Raw genomic sequence first — 19,288 nt, forward strand, 5'->3', positions numbered from 1 at the left:
ATTGCTCACTATTTTGGTTTTTAGGGATAAAAATAATAAAACTGTAATTTATTTGGGTTTTGTAGATTTTTGGTTGGATATAATTATGGCCGCCATACTTCCAAATTTATTAGGAAACTAATTGTGTTAGCTCATAATCGAGAAATTTCTATTGATCAAACTGAATCGTTGGGTTTTAAACCCATTGATTTTGATTTGTGCTCATTCCATTACCAACCAATCTACTGTTTGAACACAGGTGACTTGATTATGTATGAGTCATTGCTTAGAGCTTCACCAGAAGTATCGCAAAGCATTGAATCTTTGATTGTGGATATTGTATCTGGCGGCCAAGAGGATGCTTTAACAGTATTCACTTTGGAATCGGTTGCTAAATATTTATTGGAGCCAAGATTCTCCAGTGTCTCCTTTACAATTAACTTAGAGCCTGCTCAGATAGCATCTGATAACTTCTTTAAATTTATTACTGAGTTCTTTAGTGATAACGGGCTTAATAAAAACAGAGTTATATTTGAGATAACTGAGCGCCCATGCTCTGCACTAATACTAAATAAGATGATTGACACCGTTAACGCTCTAAACTCTTTTGGGTTTTCGTTTGCGTTAGATGACTTTGGAACAGGAATATCTAACTTTGATTTGTTAAGTGTTTTGGATGTGAAGCTTATAAAGTTTGATCGCTCTTTTAGTAAAAAAGCACTTTCACATAAAAATAGTCATAATGTTTTGGTGTTGGCATCATCATTTAAGTCGAATTTTGACTGTTCTGTGTGCTTGGAGGGATTGGAAACCGCCGAGCAGATAAATTTGGCAAAACGGTTGGGGTTTTGTTATGGCCAGGGTTACGGTTTGGGTCGCCCTGCCCCGCTTTGAGATATTAATGTGTGTCATCCAATGCTTAACTTATTGTATGTGGCATTATCAAACAGAAACAGGTAATCATAATGAAATCAATTTCAATCTCACTTGTTACTTTACTTATTTTTTCTGCAGCTTCATCAGCAAACCAAAAAATAGATTCATTCAGCAAAGCTAAAAGACTTTTAGAAAATCAGGTTTACAATAACCACCGAACTTCACTGTATTGTGGTGCAACATTTGACGTCAATAAAAAAGTTACTGCGCCTATTGGTTTTACTACATCTAAATACATGAAACGAGCCAAAAAAATCGAGTTTGAGCACGTTCTGCCAGCTGAAAATGTTGGTCGCACTTTTAGTGAGTGGCGAGATGGACATAAGTTATGTGTAAATAGTAAGGGAGCCTCATTTAAAGGCCGCAGGTGTGCAGAGAAAGTAAATGCCCAATATCGCTTTATGCAGGCTGATATGTTTAACCTTTACCCAGCAATAGGCGCGGTTAATGCGCTGAGAAGTAATTATAATTTTACGATGCTTCCGGGGGCTAAAAGTGATTTTGGAAGTTGTGCAATGAAAATTGAAGGTGGCAAGGCTGAACCGCCCGAGGTTGCTAGAGGCCGAATTGCGCGTACTTACCTGTATATGGAGAATACATACAAACGATACAGCATGAGTAAATCGCAACGGCAGCTAATGAATGCATGGGATAAGTTGTATCCTGTTGATGCCTGGGAATGTGCTAGAGCAGAAAAAATCTCAAATTTACAAGGGAATAAAAATTACGTGGTAAAAAGTCGCTGTGAAAGTGCCGGCTTTTAATATAAGTTTTCTATGTTAAATAATAACCCGCATTATGATATGCGGGTAGTTAATTTATTTATCTAAATAATTAGCGCTTTCCCTTTTGCTCTAAGGGTTACAAGATACACACCCGTTTAACCCTAATTCAACTAATAATCATTTTAGTAAAATTAATTGCAGACTCGCATTGTGTCGCATTGAATTTACCGATATGGCAATTGTTCGGCTTAACACCCAGGTAATTAGCTAGCTGCTTATAAACATCAACCCGCGCAAAACCATACTCTCTCCATAGTACATCTACTACTTTATGTGCTTTCTGCCTTGCCGATCTTGTTGTTGTATCGGCAAGAGTTCCCAGAGGAAGGTTGTCACCTTTGTGGGAAGCAACATACGCGTCGCAACCGTTACCATAATTCTCGCATATATAGACTAAGCCATGATCTTTGCCTTTGTATATTTGCTTTGATGGTTTAAGTGATGCCAAACCACAGCAATACTGGCACCGAACCTTCACGTTATGATTTGGCTTTGATGGCCTTTCCATTATGTAATCTTCTAAAAAATGAATGAAGTGCATGTTATATGATTTTTCAGCTGGGTCCTGAAGAGACGCCATTTTAAATTTGAGCTCCCCAATAACCTGCAGTGACAATTCACTGTACCGGTGATCTTTTAATAATTCGTTTAAAGAATTTACATAATTGTATGTTGAAGCTTCTGTAATGTTCGAGCGGTTGAACTGGGCCTGGACAATATCTTTCAGGTCAATTTGGTTTAAATAAGACATTTTAATTCCTCGTGGTTAATTAACGCCTATTTAATCGCAAATCTAAAATCGCGCACTGGATTAATAATTAATTAAAAACTGTGTTTTATTTTCACAAACGTATTTTTTTGAGTGGCATACTTTGCTTACGTTACATTTTGAGGTTGTTTATGAAAAATAGTAAATATGTCCCCGTATCTCAGCTCGCTATGTTTTACTCAGATAGAGGTAAGTTCATAAAGCACAAGGGGCGTGCTTTGGATGTTAAAGCTGCAAAGCGCGGCACTAAAGCGCATGAAAAAAAGGGAAAGGCTACTTTTGGAAGTCGGTTGGTTATGATCTTAATTGTAGGTGTACTATGTTACTTATTATTCAGTATTTGATAGTCTTATTTATTGTTTTTTTGTTTTTAATATTTAAAGGTTATAAGGCAAAAAAAGAATTAGGTGTCCCTCTATATTATTTATATCTAGGTGGAGATATTGGTGGTCGTAAGCCGGTGTATATTAAAAAGGGTGTTGTCTGTGGTGCACCAGACTGTATATTGTTTAATCCCCTACTTTTTCGATTTGTAGTATGCGAATTTAAAAGCCGGAACTATACTGGAAGCATCAGTCTTTACGAACAAGCACAGCTTTGTTTGTATTGTGGTATTTTAAACAAGTGGTATCTACCAAGCCCTTTAGGGGTAATTAGCTACGGTAATGGCATGACTTTAAAAATTGAATTCGATGAAAAGCTGTTTAAAAAAATATATAGATTGCGTAATGAATGCCAAAAAGAGTTAAATAAATTCTAACGCTCACCGCCGCTAGGCTTCAGGTTTATATACCGGTGCTCGTTTCCCTAATAAACCCTTCCAATTGATTACTCTCCCCGGCTACGATAAGGCTTTTAAAAGAATATAAATTTTCTAGCCTTATCGATAAAAAAATACCGCGTCACAAAAATGTTCGCGGTATTTTACCTCTAGAAGATAATTATACTACTTTCCGTTTTTATGCTCATGCGCCATCTTGAGTGAATCTTTAATGCTGAACCCCTTAGCTTTAAAGCTATTCACCAGCGTTCTGTCATCTGCATCTGTCGAGTAAACTAATTGCGTTTGTTTATCAACAAACAACTTAACCACTTCACGAGACTCACCATAGCGTACTAATATTTCTGAATATTGCCCTTTGACGGTATGTACACTTTTCATCAGGTCATAATCTTGATCGGTACCGTCGTAAGCTTTCATTTCTTTAAGTTTGTCTACGGCCTCACGCTCTTGGGCAAGCATGAATTTCCAAGGGCTATTATTTACAATGGCCATACCAGCTTGAGATTGATAAGCGTCCAGAAGACTCTGCGTGATACAAATACCAGCTGCACGCGTTTTCCTAAACCTACGCCAACCTGTTTCTAAAAATTCAGCCAGATAGTTTGTTTTACCGGGCTTATCTTTTAAATACTCCCAAGCTTCATCAAGAATGAATAACTTTCTTATTTTATCACCTGATAGAAACATAGCATGTTGAGCGGCATTAATTAGGCTCATTAATACACATTGTGACAAGTGAGGCTGTGATGAAAGCTCATCCATTTCACAAACAATTAATCGTGATGAAAAGTTAACTGGTGGATACTTTTTACCAAAAAAATCACCATATATACCGCCGTCACACCATGGTTTTAATTGTCGCCCAATTCTTCTCAATTCAACTTCTTCATGTTCTTGGCACATTTCAGAATAATCTGTAATTGACGCTTCCGGGCCCTTTTTGTCCCAAAGCTCAGTGAGTACCGTCAACATTTCAGTTGCCTGGAAGTCATTCAATTCCCCTGATTCTGATGCCATAGCTTTAAGTAAAGAGTGAACCATTGCTGCTTGACCCTCTTTACCATAAAAATCGTCAATGCTTGCAAAAGGATCAAGTGAAAACTTCATGTTTTCGTTAAAGTCTATGAATTGAGCATCCTCATATTGACTTGCTAAATTCTCATATGAGCGGCCTTTATCGATAACGAAAACTTGAGCGCCATCTCCAGCGCTGCCCTCCTCCCATTTTGGTCTCACGCCTGAGCCAAGGTATGAAGTAATTAGTTTGTTATTGAAAAAAGACTTACCAGCCCCAGAACGTGCACAAATTAGTGCGTTGTATGAGCTGTCAGTGCTAAATATATCTAAGCCAAACACTTGACCAAAACGCGTTACAAATTCAAGAACTGGGTATGGCGTGTTTCCTTTCCATGATGAAGAGTGCGGAGTTAGAAAAACGGCACCTTTGGCGGTCCACTCATCAAAACGCTCTGATAACTTAATATATTCATCGTCAAGGCCAAGTGGTAATGAGTTTAAGATAACGCTAGGGGCTAACACGTTTTCTATTGTGAACTTATATTCTTTACGCCTAAAACTAGCTTGTAGTTTGCGTGTTGCAGCCACTGTTTGAGCTTTATCTTCACCAAGCACGACCATGCTTAAACTAAGCTTACATAGTCGCGAGTTTTTAAGCTCTTCTTCAATAGCATTATAATCTGTCACTTGATCTTTTAGTGAAGAAACCCATTCAAGCATTTTCCCTTTGGCCTGCTTCTTTAACCAACTATTACGGCGGTTAAACTCTTCCTTTGCAGAGTGGTCGCTTGGTAATTGGATGTTTAATGTCATTATGTATGGGTTCCATGCCACTGTTCGCTTACCATATCGCCAATCACCCAGTAAATTAATTATGTCACCATAATTAAGGTACTCAGGAGTCTGCTTGAGTGTCATTACTGTTGCAAACCCCTCTCCATCTTCTTCAGATGAGTCAAAAGCTAGTCCATTTTCATCTCTGCTCAATATATTGCCGCGCTCTAGAATTTGACTACCCAGAGGGGCTAACTTGTTTATTTTTGGTTTTGTTCGCCACAGTGAGTGTTCAGAGTGATTAAAGAACGTTTGCATCCTTGTTAACCACCCAGTATCGTCCAGTACCTCTGGGGCTAAACCAAGCCCCTCAAAAATACTGTAAGTACGCTCTCTTATATCAACAAACTCTTTTAGTTCTTTGTCTGTTGGAATAAAGTTCTTAACTGGTATTTTTACTGTCACCCAATGCTCAAAGTCTCTAGGCCTGATTCCGATTCTATTGTTTAGTGAGCCTTTACGTGCTTGAGAATAATAGTCTACAACCGATTCGCTCATTGCATCGGCCAGGTCGCTATCTTCAGCATTGCCCATTCTACCTTTGCGCAATGCCATGTAGCCGTTTAAGAAATTATCAATTCTAGGTAAAGCCGCTAAGCTTAGTTGAATAAGGGTGTTATTTGGGAACTCTTCGGTAAGAAAACCCTCGAATGCCGTTCTTATTTCATCATTAACACCATTAGTTGGTTGGCATGCCAAAACAAACCCGATGTAACCACCTTCCATGATAAACATTTGGTAATCTTCGATATACTCCAAAACACAATTTAAATCAGCAACCTTATTACCACTTAAAAGTTTCTTTTGAGCATCAAGGTTACCTTGCCAAAGTGCCCCGCCACTTTCATTTTTCTCTTGTGTTTCTTCCACATCAAGATTTAATGCTTTGCTAATTGCTTCTGAAATCTTGCTAATCATTGAACACCTCTGTAATTACTAAAGACCGTTTTGGTTTTGCATAGGGCGTGCAATGCTCAAAGGGTCAACACCTCTTGCCATGTTGCTTTTTCGATTTGAGTTGGTTTTGCTTTTTTGGATTACTTGGAATGGTAAAACTCGACTAGGCCTCATTTCTGCTTGGTGCCCAGATATCCAGCGACGAGGCTTTAACTCTACATATACGTAACCTGGGATATTCCAATCTCCACCTTTATCCTCCCATGAAGAAACGTATATTCTCATTGCTTCAGCTTCTTCTAAGACAGCAAGTGGTTCTGGTGCTATGTCATTTGGTACATAATTAAAAGTACGTAAGTTATCTAGCTCGTCGTTACTGGTTGATTGAGTCATATTTTGGTTGCTAGCTATCGCTACAATATTGGCTTTATCATAATTCTCGTTGTTCTGCCTGCGCAGGCTTCTTGATTCATATACATACGTAAGGTCTTCATCTTTATTTAGCTGAGGCTTCGCTATATCCTGGTGCTTATGATTATGTTCTTTTTCAGCCATTGCCTGTTGGCGATATTCATCAGTCATCATGTGCTCTAAATCATCATGATTATTTGTCAGCTCATAAATTTCCATTGGCCCCTTACACAAAGAATGGTCAGGCTTACCGGCACATGAAAATTCTTCTTCACCAATGGTGAATGAAGTACAGCCAGATAAAATTGTTGCAGCATATAAAGATGTGAGTATTTTTATTAGTTTCATGGTGATTATTCCTGTGCTAACCAAGCGTCAAAATCATTAGGTAGGCCGTTTAGAGTTAGTCCATCTTCACGAATAAGGAATGGGGTGCCGCGAGCCTCAAGTAACCCCATTACTATTGGTGCTTTATTGATAGCAACTGAGTCACAATCATTTCTCATCTCTTTGGCAAGCTTTGTACTGTTTAGTAAGTCTATAACTGCCAAAGATTTATCGGCGGCACAATGAAGACGCTTAGACTCCTTTAATGACTCGGGGCCTAATAAAGCTGTAAGTACAAAATCAACATTGTATTTTTCAGGCGAGGCTTTTATTTTGTTAAATAGTGCATGGCAATAACCACAGTTTGGATCGACAATTATCGTTGCTTGTTTTGGAATGTCCTGATTGCCAAAGCTAAGAGTGGCAAGTTCATCAAGTTTAACTCCCATTTTATCGAGAGGTACGCGATGCGCCGCCTTAGCTTCACTAACCGTATTAATTGTTCGGCGGAACCAGTTGTCAATTAGCTTTCCTTGGAAAACAAAACGCCCATTCTTTGATACAAAATAGGTTTTTCCTTGTTTCGTTTCTACTAACATTAGATCTTCAATTGGAAGCTCTTGAATTCCCTCAATTTCACCCTTCTGTGTGAGTGTTTGTTTTAGCTCTTTCGGGTTTATTGATTCTGCACTAACGTTCAAACTGATGGATGCAGATGCTATTACAGCAGCTGAGATGAGAGTTTTGCTCAAGGTCATAATTATTTGCTCTTTAGTAAAATTTAATTTCATTTTAAAGATTACAAAAGTATGCAGTGGCGTATTTTTATTTAATTATAAATAAAAATTTCGATTTATCTCAGAGCATAGCTTTACTAACTCAAGGCTTTCAACGGCTATTGTTATTGTCTCTAAGCTTGGTTTTGCATGGTAATAGTGTGTTTTGTGTGCGTTAGAACCAATGAGTTGGTATAAGTCTGATCTAAAAAACCGCAATAAGGCTTTCTTAATGCGGCTTCATGTAATTATTAACTTATGACGTTTTTATGATCTTAAAATGTAGCCGGTAAAGTACATCTTCATAATCCTCTTCGTCGTAATCATTTTGCCATCGCTCAATATCTTTACTTGTAATACTTTCGCGCTTCACGTCAGTGCTGAGTGTTAATTTCAGCCCTCTATGGGAGATTCGTTGATTGATGCACCTACCAAGGGAGTCATTAACACTTACTATACTCATTGTTTCGTATTCACTTTCTACAAATTTATCAAGTATTGCGTTTAGTTGTATTTGTGCGATAGGAAACCTTGCGGCTTGCATATCAACCAGACAGTGCTTTTTCATGGATACACTCCTTTAAGCGGCCAATTCTTCGCATGGGTATATGCGTAGCTCGCGACATATTAAATACGCTAAGCGCTTGTCGGTACCCTTTATAATTTTCACACTATCTCCATCTTTCATTGTCACGTTGCATTTCTGCCAATGAGGGTCTTCTTTATCTGATATGGGTAGGTTGAGTTGTTTTATAGAATCCCATGAGAGTTTTTCATTATCGAGCATTTCATCAAACAAAGAACGCCCGACATAACCCAAAGCATTTGCAAATATAGCGCGACTGAAAATAAGATTTGAGTGGTTAGACTTATCATCTAGCTCATGCAGCGGCATAATGTCGAATACACGGCTAAGGAATGCCTTGCAGAGTTTTACAGTGCCCTGATACTTATCCTCAGTATTGATTTCCTTTTCTGCAGATGCTTGAGTGATATTTAAAAACTTTTGCAACATTGTTGTGAATTGTTGATAAGTCCAAAGCTGCCCTGTTTTAATTTTACCTTGAAGGGCTATGTACGGTTTTATTTTTTTGTCGTTAACACTAAGTTCAAGACACTCATTCACAACACGTGTTAATACTGAATTACTGTTGAAATATTTACTAATTGATGCGCTTGGAGACTTCTGATTCACATGATAATCAGCAAAAGTTTGCTTGATTATTTTGGTGGCTTTTTCAGTGTCAAGACTTTCGGTGTTCGTTACAATTAACTTATAGCTGATTGTATGGTTGTTAAATTCATCTGTACCCTCTTGGTTAAGTAGCCATTGGATGAATGTAGTTCTACCTTGTCCATCACAGATAAAAGTTTCGCAATTAGGCTCTAATACTGCGGTGTTCATTGTCTTGCCAGCGATTGTATGTGTTTCTTTCACTGCAATTTTGTTCGCAAATAAAGTTATATTTGGAAAAACAGTACCAGGACTTGTCCCCCAGTATTTTTTTAAGCCGTTCACTCTTGGTGCATCGACATCACGCTGTTTCTTTTGGTCTTCGCTCAGCTGATCAGAATTAGCTTCAACAGTAAAATGCTCAGCCAGCTCTTTGAATGTCATTACCCCTTCATATGTCGTCACACCTAATGACTCAATACCCTCTTTGCTTTTGAAAAGGGCTAACAGCAAGTCTTGGTTAGAAGTTGTTTGAGTAGTCATTAATTATCTCCAGTATTTTCAATTGAGTTAATAATACTAAGATTAATAAATCGCGCATGATCCAAAATATAAACCTCAATCAGCTTGTTTCACCTACCGTGAACAAGCCATGCAAGCAGTTGGGGCTTCTGTTATATCAATATCATCCACCAGCTCCTCGAAGCTTGGTTTAACGTACTCTGATACATTTAATGTTCGGCCATACTCTCTCTGATTATCTAACTTCTTCATTGAAGCTAATGCTTGCTCTTTAATTTTTGGATCACTGTGACGGGTATTTTGACGCTCTCCTTCGGTAAGAAGAATTCGCTCTATTACACTTATAGTTTTTCTAATGGCATAAAGTGGTGTTCTGTCGTTTTGCCAAGTGAAAACTTCATCTGGTGATTTAGGTATTTCATTTTCATAATCATCAACTTCTATCTCGAATATAAAAATACGGCGCTCCTCACCAATTTGTTTTTCATCATGGTTATACATTTCTTTGGTGTGCAATCGATGTAACCAAAAATGTTTAAGTGATTTTTTAATACCACCTAGACTGGTTGAGTATGTAAGTAAACTCTCAAAGAAAATGAATGGTTCTTTTGCGATACCGTAATTATTTGGGTAGTAGTGATATTCAATTGCTGCATAAATTCGTTTGCTTTCGCTGGCACCAAACAAATCGACTATTTTGCTGTTTATTTTGTTTTTTCCACGCTTTTCTTCACAACCCATACGTGGATACCCTAAAGCTGCTGGTCTGTAAAAGTTGAGCCAGTTTCTCCCAGCGCCTAATAGCTTTGTAACCGGAGTAGGGAGGTCATTGTATATTTTTAGTATATTACCTGGTATCTCTTCCATTTTTGCTGCTCTATCCAGTCTAGCGCTTGATGTTGACCATGCATCAACGAGTTCACTCCTTCTAGAGAAAATGCAAGGGACACATCCACTTCGCGACTTGTTAAGATAATAGATAGGTGTTATCTGTATCTCCTCAACAATTTTATTTACGGCCTGCTTTGTAATGCCAAGAGACTGTAAGGGGTATGCAGAACCAATATGCTCTTGACTCCACTCTATTCCCTTTCTTTTAGGTTCATCAGCCCTTAACCCTACAAATTGCATAAACAACGAGTCATCGCCATGGCGTTGTTTTAGCGCGTCAAAAAACTTTTTAATAGGTACTGTTTTTAATGTTTGAGTGCAACTGCGGTGTCTTTGGCTTGGTATGAAGTTTCCATACTTTTCTATCCCCTCAAACAGACCTGCTTTTGGTTTTAGTTTAATAATCTTTCTGCCAGTTATATCTTCAAAAGCCTTAAGTGCTTCCTCAGTTCCCTCTGCTTCAGCCATTGTGTCAGCATGAACAAATGTAAAAGGTGTTGTTGGAAATTTAGCAAGTAAAGTGTAAGCCGTTGCAAAGCTATCAAGGCCACCACTTAGAGGTATTATATAAAAAACCTTCTTATCTTCGATAACTGGTAAGTTGTATGTACCTGATACATATTTTTCTACGGTATTTTTTATCTTTAAGTAGTTGTTTGGATAATCCACGCTTAACTCCATTGACGTCTTGATGAGAGGTTATTATGTGATAAAAGGAAAAACGTGTTTGTTATGAAATATTAACTAAATAATTTGGCGTATTCACCCTGAATAATATGCCTTTAGTTTTATATGTTGTTGATTTTAAGTATATTTATCGTGTTTTTTATATGGCGAATATTTTGTTTGTTTATTGTTTTTTTGAGTTCTACGCGATTACAGAAATCATTCACAATAGCTTCATTATTAACTAAGTGAGTCAGCTAGTGAGTGTTTTCAAATTTAACCCAGAAGAGCTAATTGAAACTATTTCAGTAGAAGATGTTTTTTCAATTTCGCATGACAAGCGGGTTGTTGCACAGTTTAACGAAGTGGTTGCTGGTATACGTAAGCTGCTAGAGGTAAAAAAAACTATTTGCGCTGTACCTGTGTCATTTGGCAAAGACTCAACAGTGACGTTGCTGGCTGTTATTGAGGCTTACCGTCAATGTTTAGAGCTAAAAACCATTGAGCCTGAACGTCCTTTAATCGTCTCTAATGTGAACACATACGCTGAGGCAATTGCCATGCAAATGTTTGTGTCATATGCAAGCAAGCGTATGGTTAAGTACGCTCGTAATGCTGGTATAAATATTCAATACGAGCAAGTTGGCCCGTCAATGAATAATCAGTTCTTTATTAGGTATGTTGGTGGTCAAAAAATTCCAGCAACACCTAATAGGTATGGGGACTGCTCTGTTATTCTTAAAGTTGACCCTAATGAGAAGCTTTTGAGTCAAATTACATCTTCATACCATGATCAACAAGACTCAATCTATAAGGATTCTCCAATCGTAGTCTGCCTAGGGTCGAGAAAAAGCGAATCAACACGCCGCGCTAAAAACATGGAAACCCAGAATATAAAAAGTAAATCTGTTGAGGATTTAATGGCTGAGATGAAACCTGTAAAAATAGGCTCTTCTGCAGTATATAATTTCGCACCTATAAGCGAGTGGGAAACTGATGATGTTTTTTTGCTTTTAAGTTTGGCGGGGAGTAAACCTTTAAAGCGCTCAGCGCATTCGGTAAATGGTTTCTTAGCTGACTTTGGTTTGCTAATGGAGATTTATGGCAACGGTAGTGGGAATGAGGTTTGTGATGTTGTAGCTGGTAGCTCTAATGGCTCAGGCTGTAATGGTAAAAGTCGCTTCGGATGTACTATCTGTACTATGATTTCAACCACTGACAAAACAGCTACAAATTTATCAAAATTGACAAGATGGAAGGTCTTAGGGGTTGAGGATACGCTGCGCCTACGTGACTGGTTGTATCGCATTAGTTCAAGCGTTGAGGCTAGGGCTTTACATTCACGAGCTTTCGATAGTGTTGGATATAATAGAGTTGCGTTGCAGGCTAATACTTTAAAACCTCGATACTTAGAAAAGATAGTCCGATATGCGTGTCAATTAACTCAATCGTCAATAGCTAACGCAAATAGTTTTAAAGCTTTACTGGCTAAAGGGGAGGGGGATAAGCACCCAGGAATGCAGTGTATCGCTGATGATTCTTCTCTAGCGCCAAAGGTAAAGAAAGCGTTTTTAGAGATGTACGGTGAGTGTCTTCAAGATCCAAAAAACCTAAACAGTTACTTTAGTGAGGCGCACGCGCTTTTACTCTCGTTTCGTTGGTCATTAGATGGTATCGGTTCAGCTCCGTTTAGGCCGCTTGCCATCTGGCGACAAATTGAGAAAGGAGAGGGTTGGATACCATACCCAAAACTTAATGCAGAATTAAAGGCCGGTGAAGTTGGGAGGCTGCAAGGTTATGAGTCTCTTCCAGAAGCTGTGATGATGCCTGTGCTAAAAAATGAAGATGCTCACGATCATGTTTTCAATCATACGTCATTGATTGACTTGTGGAGAAGGCCTGTTGATACAAGTGATGTGTTTGATGAAGAGATGAATTGCAGTATTAACCGTAAGGCTAATAAATCGGCAAAAGTAATAGTTTCCTTTAGCAGTCACGTAGTTGTTAAGCCTGTAACTGATGGTATTACTAAAGCCAAAGTCGGTGATGTTACTTATACGTTATTAAAGCCAATAATTAATAAAGTAGTACTTGAAGGAAAGGTGGCCAAAGGTCAGGTTCTTGAAATGCTGATGGCTGGAGGTTTGCTAGATGAAGTTATTAAATATTGTCAATCTCGCTTTGAAAGTGTTGCTTATTCAACGTTTGAACCACCAGCCTCAATAACTGACTTCTCAATGTGTGACGGCGTATTCTCACTAACAAGAGATGTTCAGTACTTAGAGAAGCAATCTTTCATAACCGGTTACGTTACTGAGGGTCGCAAAGTTGCGAGTAAGATAAATTTTACTCAGCGTGTAAGTAAGATTGATAAGGGGGTGTTAAAGCGCGGTAATACTCGTATGGTATTTTACCCTTTAAACGTTCATAGCAGATTACATGAAGCTCATAGTCAGCGTAGTGATATGTTGCTCCCTAATTTCGATACGCACACTCAGAAAGTTATTCATATACACGATACATCACTTTTTCAAAAAGAAGAGGAAGCCCGAGAGAATATTCTAATCACTCCAGAGTCAATTGGTCAGTTTAAGGAGGCTGGTGGCATTGAGCGAGCTATAGATATACATAATAAATATATGGAACGCCTAGTAAAGCGCCGCCACTTGTTGAAGACAAAGCGTAGCGAAGTTCGTAGGTATTCAGGAACGCAAGCTTTAGAGATTTTACTGGCAGAAGGTGTTGTATCAATAGAGCGAAAATACTGGACCCAATTCCAATACCTATTAAAGAGAACTCAGGTATTTGATTCTTTAGATATGTTCCGCTTTCAGTCAATGTCAGTTAGTGATGTAATTAACGCTCCTGGGGCAGTGTCGATGTCGCAACACAGAAAAGACAAAGCCAAGGTTTTGAGGCTTATACGCAATCACCGCAATAACGAGAGAGCTAAGGTAGTGGAGGCTTTTAATAAACCAGCTGAAATTACAAAGCAGTTATCTACATTTGAGAGTGGTGTATATTCAGCAGTTAATACAGCTGTCCACCAGCATTTTTCTAGCTTGCTCATGTTATCGTTCGATTCACATCAGGTACCAGTTGCAGATAGGGCTAAGGTGTCATTGTTATGGCTTGCTATCCAGTTTGATGGTGTGGACTCAATTGATGATTTGATAAAAAGGTTAACGTCCGGTCAGATAGCATCAGAAATAAAATCAAACCCTTCTGTTCGCATAGCCAGAGCTAATGAGGTGAGTAAAGCGCTCTTGAAAATTAAATTGGAGTTGGATAATGCATTAAATTACTGGAAATCTGCTATTTCATCTTTGCAAGCATTTAACAAGAGAGCGCATAGCTCACGAGAAGGTGCAAAAGCAGATTTTGTAGGTATGGTTCACAATTCATGTTTTAGTAACTTCTCTGATGCAGAGCACTTGTTAAGAGGCTGGAATCCAAACCTTGAAGTGCTAATAGAGCAAACTCGTAAAATTGAATTAAATATGTCTTCAACGATTGAATTGTTAAGTGGTATACATCAAAAACTTGATCATTTAACTCTTCGCGATAAAAAGCGAATGGTTGGCTCTATGTCACTTTCAGATAAACTTGCTTTAATGGGTTAATTTCACAATTGAAGCGCGATTTTATTTCATCTTTATAGTTGATGTAGATGTGAAAGAAAGCACATCTGAACTGACTTTTTTGGAGGTGTTTATGTTATCTGTTACTGATGCTTCGGAGTTTATGCTTGAAGAAAAACGTTTTTTTACTGCAAGAGATTTATCTCGTAATTTCAATGTGAGTTACGTTCGTGCTCAAAGATGGTTAAGCTCCATTTCTACTGGTGAACGTTATCAGGTAGAAATAAAAGAAGCAGATGAATTAATGGTAAAGCTCAAATCAATTAATGGTCGCACAGTTCCTTTTGCGCAATTGCAGTCTAAGGCCATTATGTTTCAGCGACCAAGTATGCTGGTTTAGTATTTCATTGAGAGTAGTGAGGGTATAGCTGGCTTATTCACCCTGAATAAATGCCCGAAATAAAATGTAAGGTACTGAATGGTATTGAAAAACAACTCTTTTTACTTGTGGCGAAAACCACATGAAAAAACCCGCTTAAATGACATTTTTAAGCGGGTTTCTATTATGAATCTTGTAAAATGTGCCTAATGGCTTCGTCAATCCTATTTTGTGTAGCTTGTGGGAGACGATTAAATTCGTATACGTATTTTCTATCCACCACTTTTTTTCTCGCAAACTTATCTTTGGAGTCGAATTTAGCCAGCTCACTTACTACCGGCCTTTCTTTTTTCTCTTGCAACTCGCTTGCGTTGCTCTTAAGTAATTTTAATATCTGATCTTTGTATTCTTCACCTGAGGTTGAGGTTTCGCTGTCATCAATTTTAAATTGAATAGTTTCAATAAAATCATTTAATGCATCTTCACCAACTGAGTTCTGTAAACTAGCCAATGCATTGTAGTCATTATTGACCAATTCATTTATATCAGGGAATAAACGTATTAACGCCTCGTTTATTGATGCAGCTTTTAAGGCTTTGCTTACCTTTGCTTGGCTTAACCCTGACAGTTTAGCTAGTTCGGTTTGGGTTAACTTCGTTTCACTCTCGATTTGATGCTCTTCAATTAATTGCTGTAACCGTAGACCGACTTCCCTTAGGTTGTGCTCTTTGGCAACTTGTAATGATGCCGCTAGTGCTTTTGCATCGCTAACGCTTACATCATCATCGGTAACCAACATCTTAAATTCTTTTATAGCGCCACCAGCAAGCAAAAACCGCGCTCTTCTACGAGAGCCGTCTAGCAAGTCAATTTTACCAGCAACGCGACGACCAATGGCAGGGTAGAACTGCTGCTGCTCTAAGGTGTCCAAGTCCTTAAGTGACTCTTTCGTTAGGGTTGATTGATCTCGTCCGTTTACAGTAAAGGTTACTGTCGTATTGTTTTTTACTTGCTCGTGAGTAAGAGTAACTTCAGTGAATGTTGCTTTTCTCCCTGACTTTAAAGTCCAGACACGACTTTTGCCCACGCTGTGTATTCCAAGATGTGCTGCTAACACATCTGAAATTGGTGTTTCTAGCAAGTCTGCTTTTTCTTTTAATTGTTGGGCTATGTAACCTATCTCTTGTTTGGCACTTTCTTTAAGTGCCTCTTGGGAACCGAATGAATTACCTAGCGGTGAAACTCCGCCGCGCTTCTTGGCCATGTTATTGCTCCTGGTCTTGTTGATGCCATACTTTAACTAAATCACGCTGTAACTGGCTAGTTACCTCATATCCGTTTTCCTGCGCTGCATGATATGACGCTTTAGAATTAGGGTATTCACTTTTAGACATATCAAATACTGTTGATAATAATGATGTGGCTTTTCTAACTGCTTCGCTACTCTTGAATTGACTTGGGTAAAGAAAGCCGGCAAAGCTTTCATTTAGATTGTTTTGCAATTCAGTCGTTGTTGAACTGTCTTTATGATTTGTAAGCAGTATTTTCATAAAGTCATAACCTTGATGGTTAGCATTTTTTAATAGCGTCCAAACTTGCGGTACATACCCAAAGTAAGAGCATGTAGCATCAATGTCATTTTCAGTTGTAGCTAACGGAAAAATAATGCTTGTTGCTGCGTAATAAGCATTATATGTCGTGTAGTTTAGTGACGGTGGTGTATCAATGAGTATGACATCAAATTCATCTTTTACTTGTTCGATTATATTGTGTAAGAGTGTATATGGAGACTTAAACTTTTGGTTGAAAACACCTTCATGAAACCAGCCTTCAATTGCTCTATCTGATTGTGAAGCAGGTAAAATACGCAAGTTAGGTATGGTTGTTTCTAAAAACGAGTCACTAACAGCATCTTTTAGGGTTTCTCCATCATCTAGCTCATAGTTACCCATAATCAGATCGCCAACCGATAGACAGCCTATGTTTTCTGCCTCAGTAGCATAGTACATTGAAAGAGTTGCTTGTCCGTCCATATCTATAAGGCCTACACGATACTCTTGGTGAAACTCAGTAGCTAAGCCAGAGCCGATTGTCGCTGCTGATACAGTTTTACCAACACCGCCCTTTTGATTTTGAATAACGATAACTTGGAGTTCTTGTTTTTCGCTTCTTTTAAACACTGGCTCTTTGCGCATCTCAGTTGGCAGTGAATCCCTTACTTGGTAAAGCTCTTTTATATCGAGCGACCATTTACTGTCTTCATGGCGGCGTGGATCAATACCAAGGTTCTTGCAATACTTATCAAGTGTTTTGACGTCAATATCAAGGTAAGTGGAGGCCTCGTTACGTGTGTAGTTCCTTAACTCTTTTTGATGATTGTTCAAAAGGCGTCGATTACGTCTTGCTCGATTTTGGTCTGCACCTTGCTTCAGGCTTTGAAACGCTAAATCTGTCTTTTCTATATTTGAAACTGTCATAGACACTCCGATTAATTATTTTTTTTCATTCTATACCTTTATTTTAGAGGTATAAAGCATTTTTTGAGGTATAGGGTTAAAATAGAGGGAGTTTATTTTGTAGGGATTCGACATAAAACAATTATAGCGGTGCTTAATATTGTACTTTCCTAAATAAAATTCAATTTTTGGTTTTTTTTCGCCCTCTCCCGCGTTTTTAAAAGTTCAATATAGTGGTGCTCATCTTATTTACACGAAACTGAGATTTGGTTATGTGCTTTGTATTGCTATATCAGAATAATATTTATCTATGCTGGGGTGCCAAATGAGCTCTAGTAAAGTTATTACACGCGCTGGTGGAGAGCGCTTACCGATAGTGATTGTTGAGATGTTGTTTGGCTTAATGTTGCTTCTTGTAGGCTCTTATAACATTGCAGCTTGGTTTGCAGGTGATTTTCACTTGTTATTTTTTATTGCTTCAATAGTTTTTGGCTTGGTTGCAGGTCTAGTTATTGTTATTAAATCTCTATCGATTATGTATAGGTACTTTTATGATTAAGTTAAGAAAAATTGGTTGTAAAGATAAAGAGTTTTCCGATGCTGAAACATTACACAGTGAGCTTTTGTTATGCTTAGGTGATCACGTTTCACTTAGTAATACTCGTCTATTGAAATTTATTTCAGTGTCAGAAACAGGTGAAATTACCGATACATATACTGGTGAGGCTATTGACCTTCCTAGCTTGTTCAGTTGATAGGGGTGAGTATGATTAAAGTATTATTTTTGGTTTGTATTGCTTTCACCGTTATTGGTTGCGGCCTAAATGAGAGAAGTCATGTCGCTTCATCTCTTCTGGCGCAAGAATTTAAGGGTGATCTATCAAGGTTGAATATTAATAATTTGAATTTTTGTAGTGGCTCTTCGGGTTCGAGATATTTCGGTATAACAAGGCCTGCATATGTATATGCTCAAGAGGCTTCATGCTTCAATGTTTTCGCTGATGGGGCTAAGGTCGAAATAACAGAAAGAGAGCATGATATACTTATTAACGGTTTCATTAGTCGTGATGATGGGCAATATAATGTCTATATTGATGATGATATAATCCCATTGATTTCATCTAGTGAGTTTATAAAGTTAGTTCAATACGCTGGTGGGGTTTACGTTGCTGATGAAAGTAAAAAAGCTGAGCTTAGTATGTCAAAAATAAATAAGCAATTATCTAATAAGGCAACTTGGCAATAATGGTTCATGGAGTGAATATGTTAGAAAAATATAAGCGTTATTGGGTTGTTGTTGCATTGTTATTTGCATTTTACTTTGTTGTTCCCGAGGTTTTAGCGAGAGTCGCAGCAGTATTCAACGAAACCCCAAACGCAACCGTTGTGTTAAGTGGCTGTGACAACGAGACCTGTCGTTTGCAAGGAACGCTAAAAACCGACCCAATTACGCTAACTCAATTCTTAGTTAAAGAAGATGGGACGCGCGTTTACTTTAAAGAAGAAAATGTTTCAATGATATCCTGGCCTGTTAACAATATTCACTCAGATAAGTTATTTTGAATGTTTAGGTTTTACTATTTATTCCTTCCACCTAAAGTTAAATTTCGGCAAAGTGCCAAAAACTGTCATTCAGGTATAACTCGCTTCTGCCCCTTTATCAGTTATACACCTCACCTCGCTGTACTTTTTGAAGCTTTTCTAGGCTGATAAAAATGAATAACTACCCACATCTTCTTTTTAAACTCAAAGCTCCACCTTTGCAACGATATTTGATATTGTAGCAAAAACGGATATTGGGTGATTATCATGATTTCAGGTATAAACAGTGGCAACTGCATACTTAGCTCTATGGCTAAAGAGCGAGTCAAAAGTGGGATTATCGACCACGCACAAATTTCAGGTATGAAAAGCGCATACACAGTTATTTTCGATGGTTCTGAATGGAATGGTGAACCATTGGTGTTAAGTAGCTCTAGACAGCCTTATGAGCCTCGTATCTTCAAAAGCTTGGACGGGGCATTAGCAGAGTTACTGCGGATAGGTCTAACAGAAGCATCAATCAAGATTACTGACAGAATTGATTCAGAATAAAATCATTATT

19 protein-coding genes are annotated in these 19,288 nt (G+C 38.2%); 10 read left to right on the forward strand and 9 right to left on the reverse strand.

What is annotated here, in order from left to right:
* Positions 1-123: 123 nt before the first annotated feature.
* Both A9479_RS15955 and A9479_RS15960 read left to right on the forward strand, forming a co-directional pair.
* Positions 124-873 carry an EAL domain-containing protein gene (locus A9479_RS15955; RefSeq protein ID WP_064663977.1) on the forward strand — a complete coding sequence of 250 codons (750 nt, stop codon included), beginning with the start codon at positions 124-126 and terminating at the stop codon, positions 871-873.
* Positions 874-944: 71 nt separating this feature from the next.
* Complete coding sequence (locus A9479_RS15960; RefSeq protein ID WP_064663978.1) at positions 945-1,679, forward strand: endonuclease; 735 nt, start codon at positions 945-947, stop codon at positions 1,677-1,679.
* Positions 1,680-1,806: 127 nt separating this feature from the next.
* Here the strand turns inward: A9479_RS15960 and A9479_RS19780 are convergent, their stop codons facing one another.
* Complete coding sequence (locus tag A9479_RS19780; RefSeq protein ID WP_082918346.1) at positions 1,807-2,451, reverse strand: zinc-finger-containing protein; 645 nt, start codon at positions 2,449-2,451, stop codon at positions 1,807-1,809.
* Positions 2,452-2,788: 337 nt separating this feature from the next.
* On the opposite strand from A9479_RS19780, the gene A9479_RS15975 reads away from it, so the two are divergent.
* Positions 2,789-3,229, forward strand: coding sequence for a hypothetical protein (locus A9479_RS15975; RefSeq protein WP_064663980.1), 441 nt, complete (start codon positions 2,789-2,791; stop codon positions 3,227-3,229).
* A gap of 186 nt (positions 3,230-3,415) precedes the next feature.
* On the opposite strand, the gene A9479_RS15980 is transcribed toward A9479_RS15975, so the two are convergent.
* The 6 genes from A9479_RS15980 to A9479_RS16005 all read right to left on the reverse strand — a co-directional run bounded on the left by A9479_RS15980 (position 3,416) and on the right by A9479_RS16005 (position 10,771).
* On the reverse strand, positions 3,416-6,022 hold the full coding sequence (locus A9479_RS15980; protein ID WP_064663981.1) for a TraC family protein: 2,607 nt from the start codon (positions 6,020-6,022) through the stop codon (positions 3,416-3,418).
* An 18-nt stretch (positions 6,023-6,040) separates the two neighbouring features.
* Complete coding sequence (locus A9479_RS15985; protein WP_156520107.1) at positions 6,041-6,784, reverse strand: TraV family lipoprotein; 744 nt, start codon at positions 6,782-6,784, stop codon at positions 6,041-6,043.
* Complete coding sequence (locus A9479_RS15990) at positions 6,766-7,497, reverse strand: DsbC family protein (RefSeq protein ID WP_064663983.1); 732 nt, start codon at positions 7,495-7,497, stop codon at positions 6,766-6,768. The genes A9479_RS15985 and A9479_RS15990 overlap by 19 nt, the downstream gene beginning before the upstream one ends.
* A 274-nt stretch (positions 7,498-7,771) precedes the next feature.
* Positions 7,772-8,083, reverse strand: a complete 312-nt coding sequence (locus A9479_RS15995) for a hypothetical protein (protein WP_064663984.1) — start codon at positions 8,081-8,083, stop codon at positions 7,772-7,774.
* A gap of 12 nt (positions 8,084-8,095) precedes the next feature.
* Positions 8,096-9,232, reverse strand: coding sequence for a DGQHR domain-containing protein (locus tag A9479_RS16000; RefSeq protein ID WP_064663985.1), 1,137 nt, complete (start codon positions 9,230-9,232; stop codon positions 8,096-8,098).
* Between the two features lie 93 nt (positions 9,233-9,325).
* Positions 9,326-10,771 carry a phosphoadenosine phosphosulfate reductase family protein gene (locus tag A9479_RS16005; protein WP_064663986.1) on the reverse strand — a complete coding sequence of 482 codons (1,446 nt, stop codon included), beginning with the start codon at positions 10,769-10,771 and terminating at the stop codon, positions 9,326-9,328.
* A 257-nt stretch (positions 10,772-11,028) separates the two neighbouring features.
* Between A9479_RS16005 and A9479_RS16010 the strand changes: the two genes are divergently transcribed.
* Positions 11,029-14,391, forward strand: coding sequence for a phosphoadenosine phosphosulfate reductase family protein (locus A9479_RS16010; protein ID WP_197487269.1), 3,363 nt, complete (start codon positions 11,029-11,031; stop codon positions 14,389-14,391).
* A 49-nt stretch (positions 14,392-14,440) separates the two neighbouring features.
* On the forward strand, positions 14,441-14,749 hold the full coding sequence (locus A9479_RS16015) for a hypothetical protein (protein WP_156520108.1): 309 nt from the start codon (positions 14,441-14,443) through the stop codon (positions 14,747-14,749).
* A gap of 163 nt (positions 14,750-14,912) precedes the next feature.
* Here A9479_RS16015 and A9479_RS16020 read toward each other — a convergent pair whose 3' ends face one another.
* Both A9479_RS16020 and A9479_RS16025 read right to left on the reverse strand, forming a co-directional pair.
* Entirely contained in the window at positions 14,913-15,992 is a 1,080-nt protein-coding gene (locus A9479_RS16020; protein ID WP_064663989.1) for a ParB family protein, read from the reverse strand.
* Position 15,993: 1 nt separating this feature from the next.
* On the reverse strand, positions 15,994-17,205 hold the full coding sequence (locus A9479_RS16025) for a ParA family protein (protein WP_064663990.1): 1,212 nt from the start codon (positions 17,203-17,205) through the stop codon (positions 15,994-15,996).
* A 304-nt stretch (positions 17,206-17,509) separates the two neighbouring features.
* Between A9479_RS16025 and A9479_RS16030 the strand changes: the two genes are divergently transcribed.
* From A9479_RS16030 to A9479_RS16050, 5 genes are all read left to right on the forward strand, one after another.
* On the forward strand, positions 17,510-17,743 hold the full coding sequence (locus tag A9479_RS16030) for a hypothetical protein (protein ID WP_064663991.1): 234 nt from the start codon (positions 17,510-17,512) through the stop codon (positions 17,741-17,743).
* Entirely contained in the window at positions 17,736-17,939 is a 204-nt protein-coding gene (locus A9479_RS16035) for a hypothetical protein (RefSeq protein WP_064663992.1), read from the forward strand. Before A9479_RS16030 ends, A9479_RS16035 begins: the two co-directional genes overlap by 8 nt.
* A gap of 11 nt (positions 17,940-17,950) precedes the next feature.
* Positions 17,951-18,430 carry a hypothetical protein gene (locus A9479_RS16040; protein WP_064663993.1) on the forward strand — a complete coding sequence of 160 codons (480 nt, stop codon included), beginning with the start codon at positions 17,951-17,953 and terminating at the stop codon, positions 18,428-18,430.
* Between the two features lie 17 nt (positions 18,431-18,447).
* Entirely contained in the window at positions 18,448-18,747 is a 300-nt protein-coding gene (locus A9479_RS16045; protein WP_156520109.1) for a hypothetical protein, read from the forward strand.
* A gap of 246 nt (positions 18,748-18,993) precedes the next feature.
* Positions 18,994-19,278 (forward strand): hypothetical protein, encoded by a 285-nt coding sequence (locus A9479_RS16050; protein WP_197487270.1) that lies wholly within the window; start codon positions 18,994-18,996, stop codon positions 19,276-19,278.
* Positions 19,279-19,288: the final 10 nt, after the last annotated feature.

The organism is Pseudoalteromonas sp. MQS005, from assembly GCF_001661605.1.
GTDB lineage: Bacteria > Pseudomonadota > Gammaproteobacteria > Enterobacterales > Alteromonadaceae > Pseudoalteromonas > Pseudoalteromonas tetraodonis.

Coding starts and splice junctions, on each gene's coding strand:
- A9479_RS16000 (WP_064663985.1), bottom strand. CDS start 9,232: ATGACTACTCAAACAACTTCTAACCAAGACTTGCTGTTAGCCCTTTTC.
- A9479_RS19780 (WP_082918346.1), bottom strand. CDS start 2,451: ATGTCTTATTTAAACCAAATTGACCTGAAAGATATTGTCCAGGCCCAG.
- A9479_RS15995 (WP_064663984.1), bottom strand. CDS start 8,083: ATGAAAAAGCACTGTCTGGTTGATATGCAAGCCGCAAGGTTTCCTATC.
- A9479_RS16045 (WP_156520109.1), top strand. CDS start 18,448: ATGTTAGAAAAATATAAGCGTTATTGGGTTGTTGTTGCATTGTTATTT.
- A9479_RS15980 (WP_064663981.1), bottom strand. CDS start 6,022: ATGATTAGCAAGATTTCAGAAGCAATTAGCAAAGCATTAAATCTTGAT.
- A9479_RS16020 (WP_064663989.1), bottom strand. CDS start 15,992: ATGGCCAAGAAGCGCGGCGGAGTTTCACCGCTAGGTAATTCATTCGGT.
- A9479_RS15960 (WP_064663978.1), top strand. CDS start 945: ATGAAATCAATTTCAATCTCACTTGTTACTTTACTTATTTTTTCTGCA.
- A9479_RS15975 (WP_064663980.1), top strand. CDS start 2,789: ATGTTACTTATTATTCAGTATTTGATAGTCTTATTTATTGTTTTTTTG.
- A9479_RS16040 (WP_064663993.1), top strand. CDS start 17,951: ATGATTAAAGTATTATTTTTGGTTTGTATTGCTTTCACCGTTATTGGT.
- A9479_RS16050 (WP_197487270.1), top strand. CDS start 18,994: ATGATTTCAGGTATAAACAGTGGCAACTGCATACTTAGCTCTATGGCT.
- A9479_RS16035 (WP_064663992.1), top strand. CDS start 17,736: ATGATTAAGTTAAGAAAAATTGGTTGTAAAGATAAAGAGTTTTCCGAT.
- A9479_RS16030 (WP_064663991.1), top strand. CDS start 17,510: ATGAGCTCTAGTAAAGTTATTACACGCGCTGGTGGAGAGCGCTTACCG.
- A9479_RS16025 (WP_064663990.1), bottom strand. CDS start 17,205: ATGACAGTTTCAAATATAGAAAAGACAGATTTAGCGTTTCAAAGCCTG.
- A9479_RS15990 (WP_064663983.1), bottom strand. CDS start 7,497: ATGACCTTGAGCAAAACTCTCATCTCAGCTGCTGTAATAGCATCTGCA.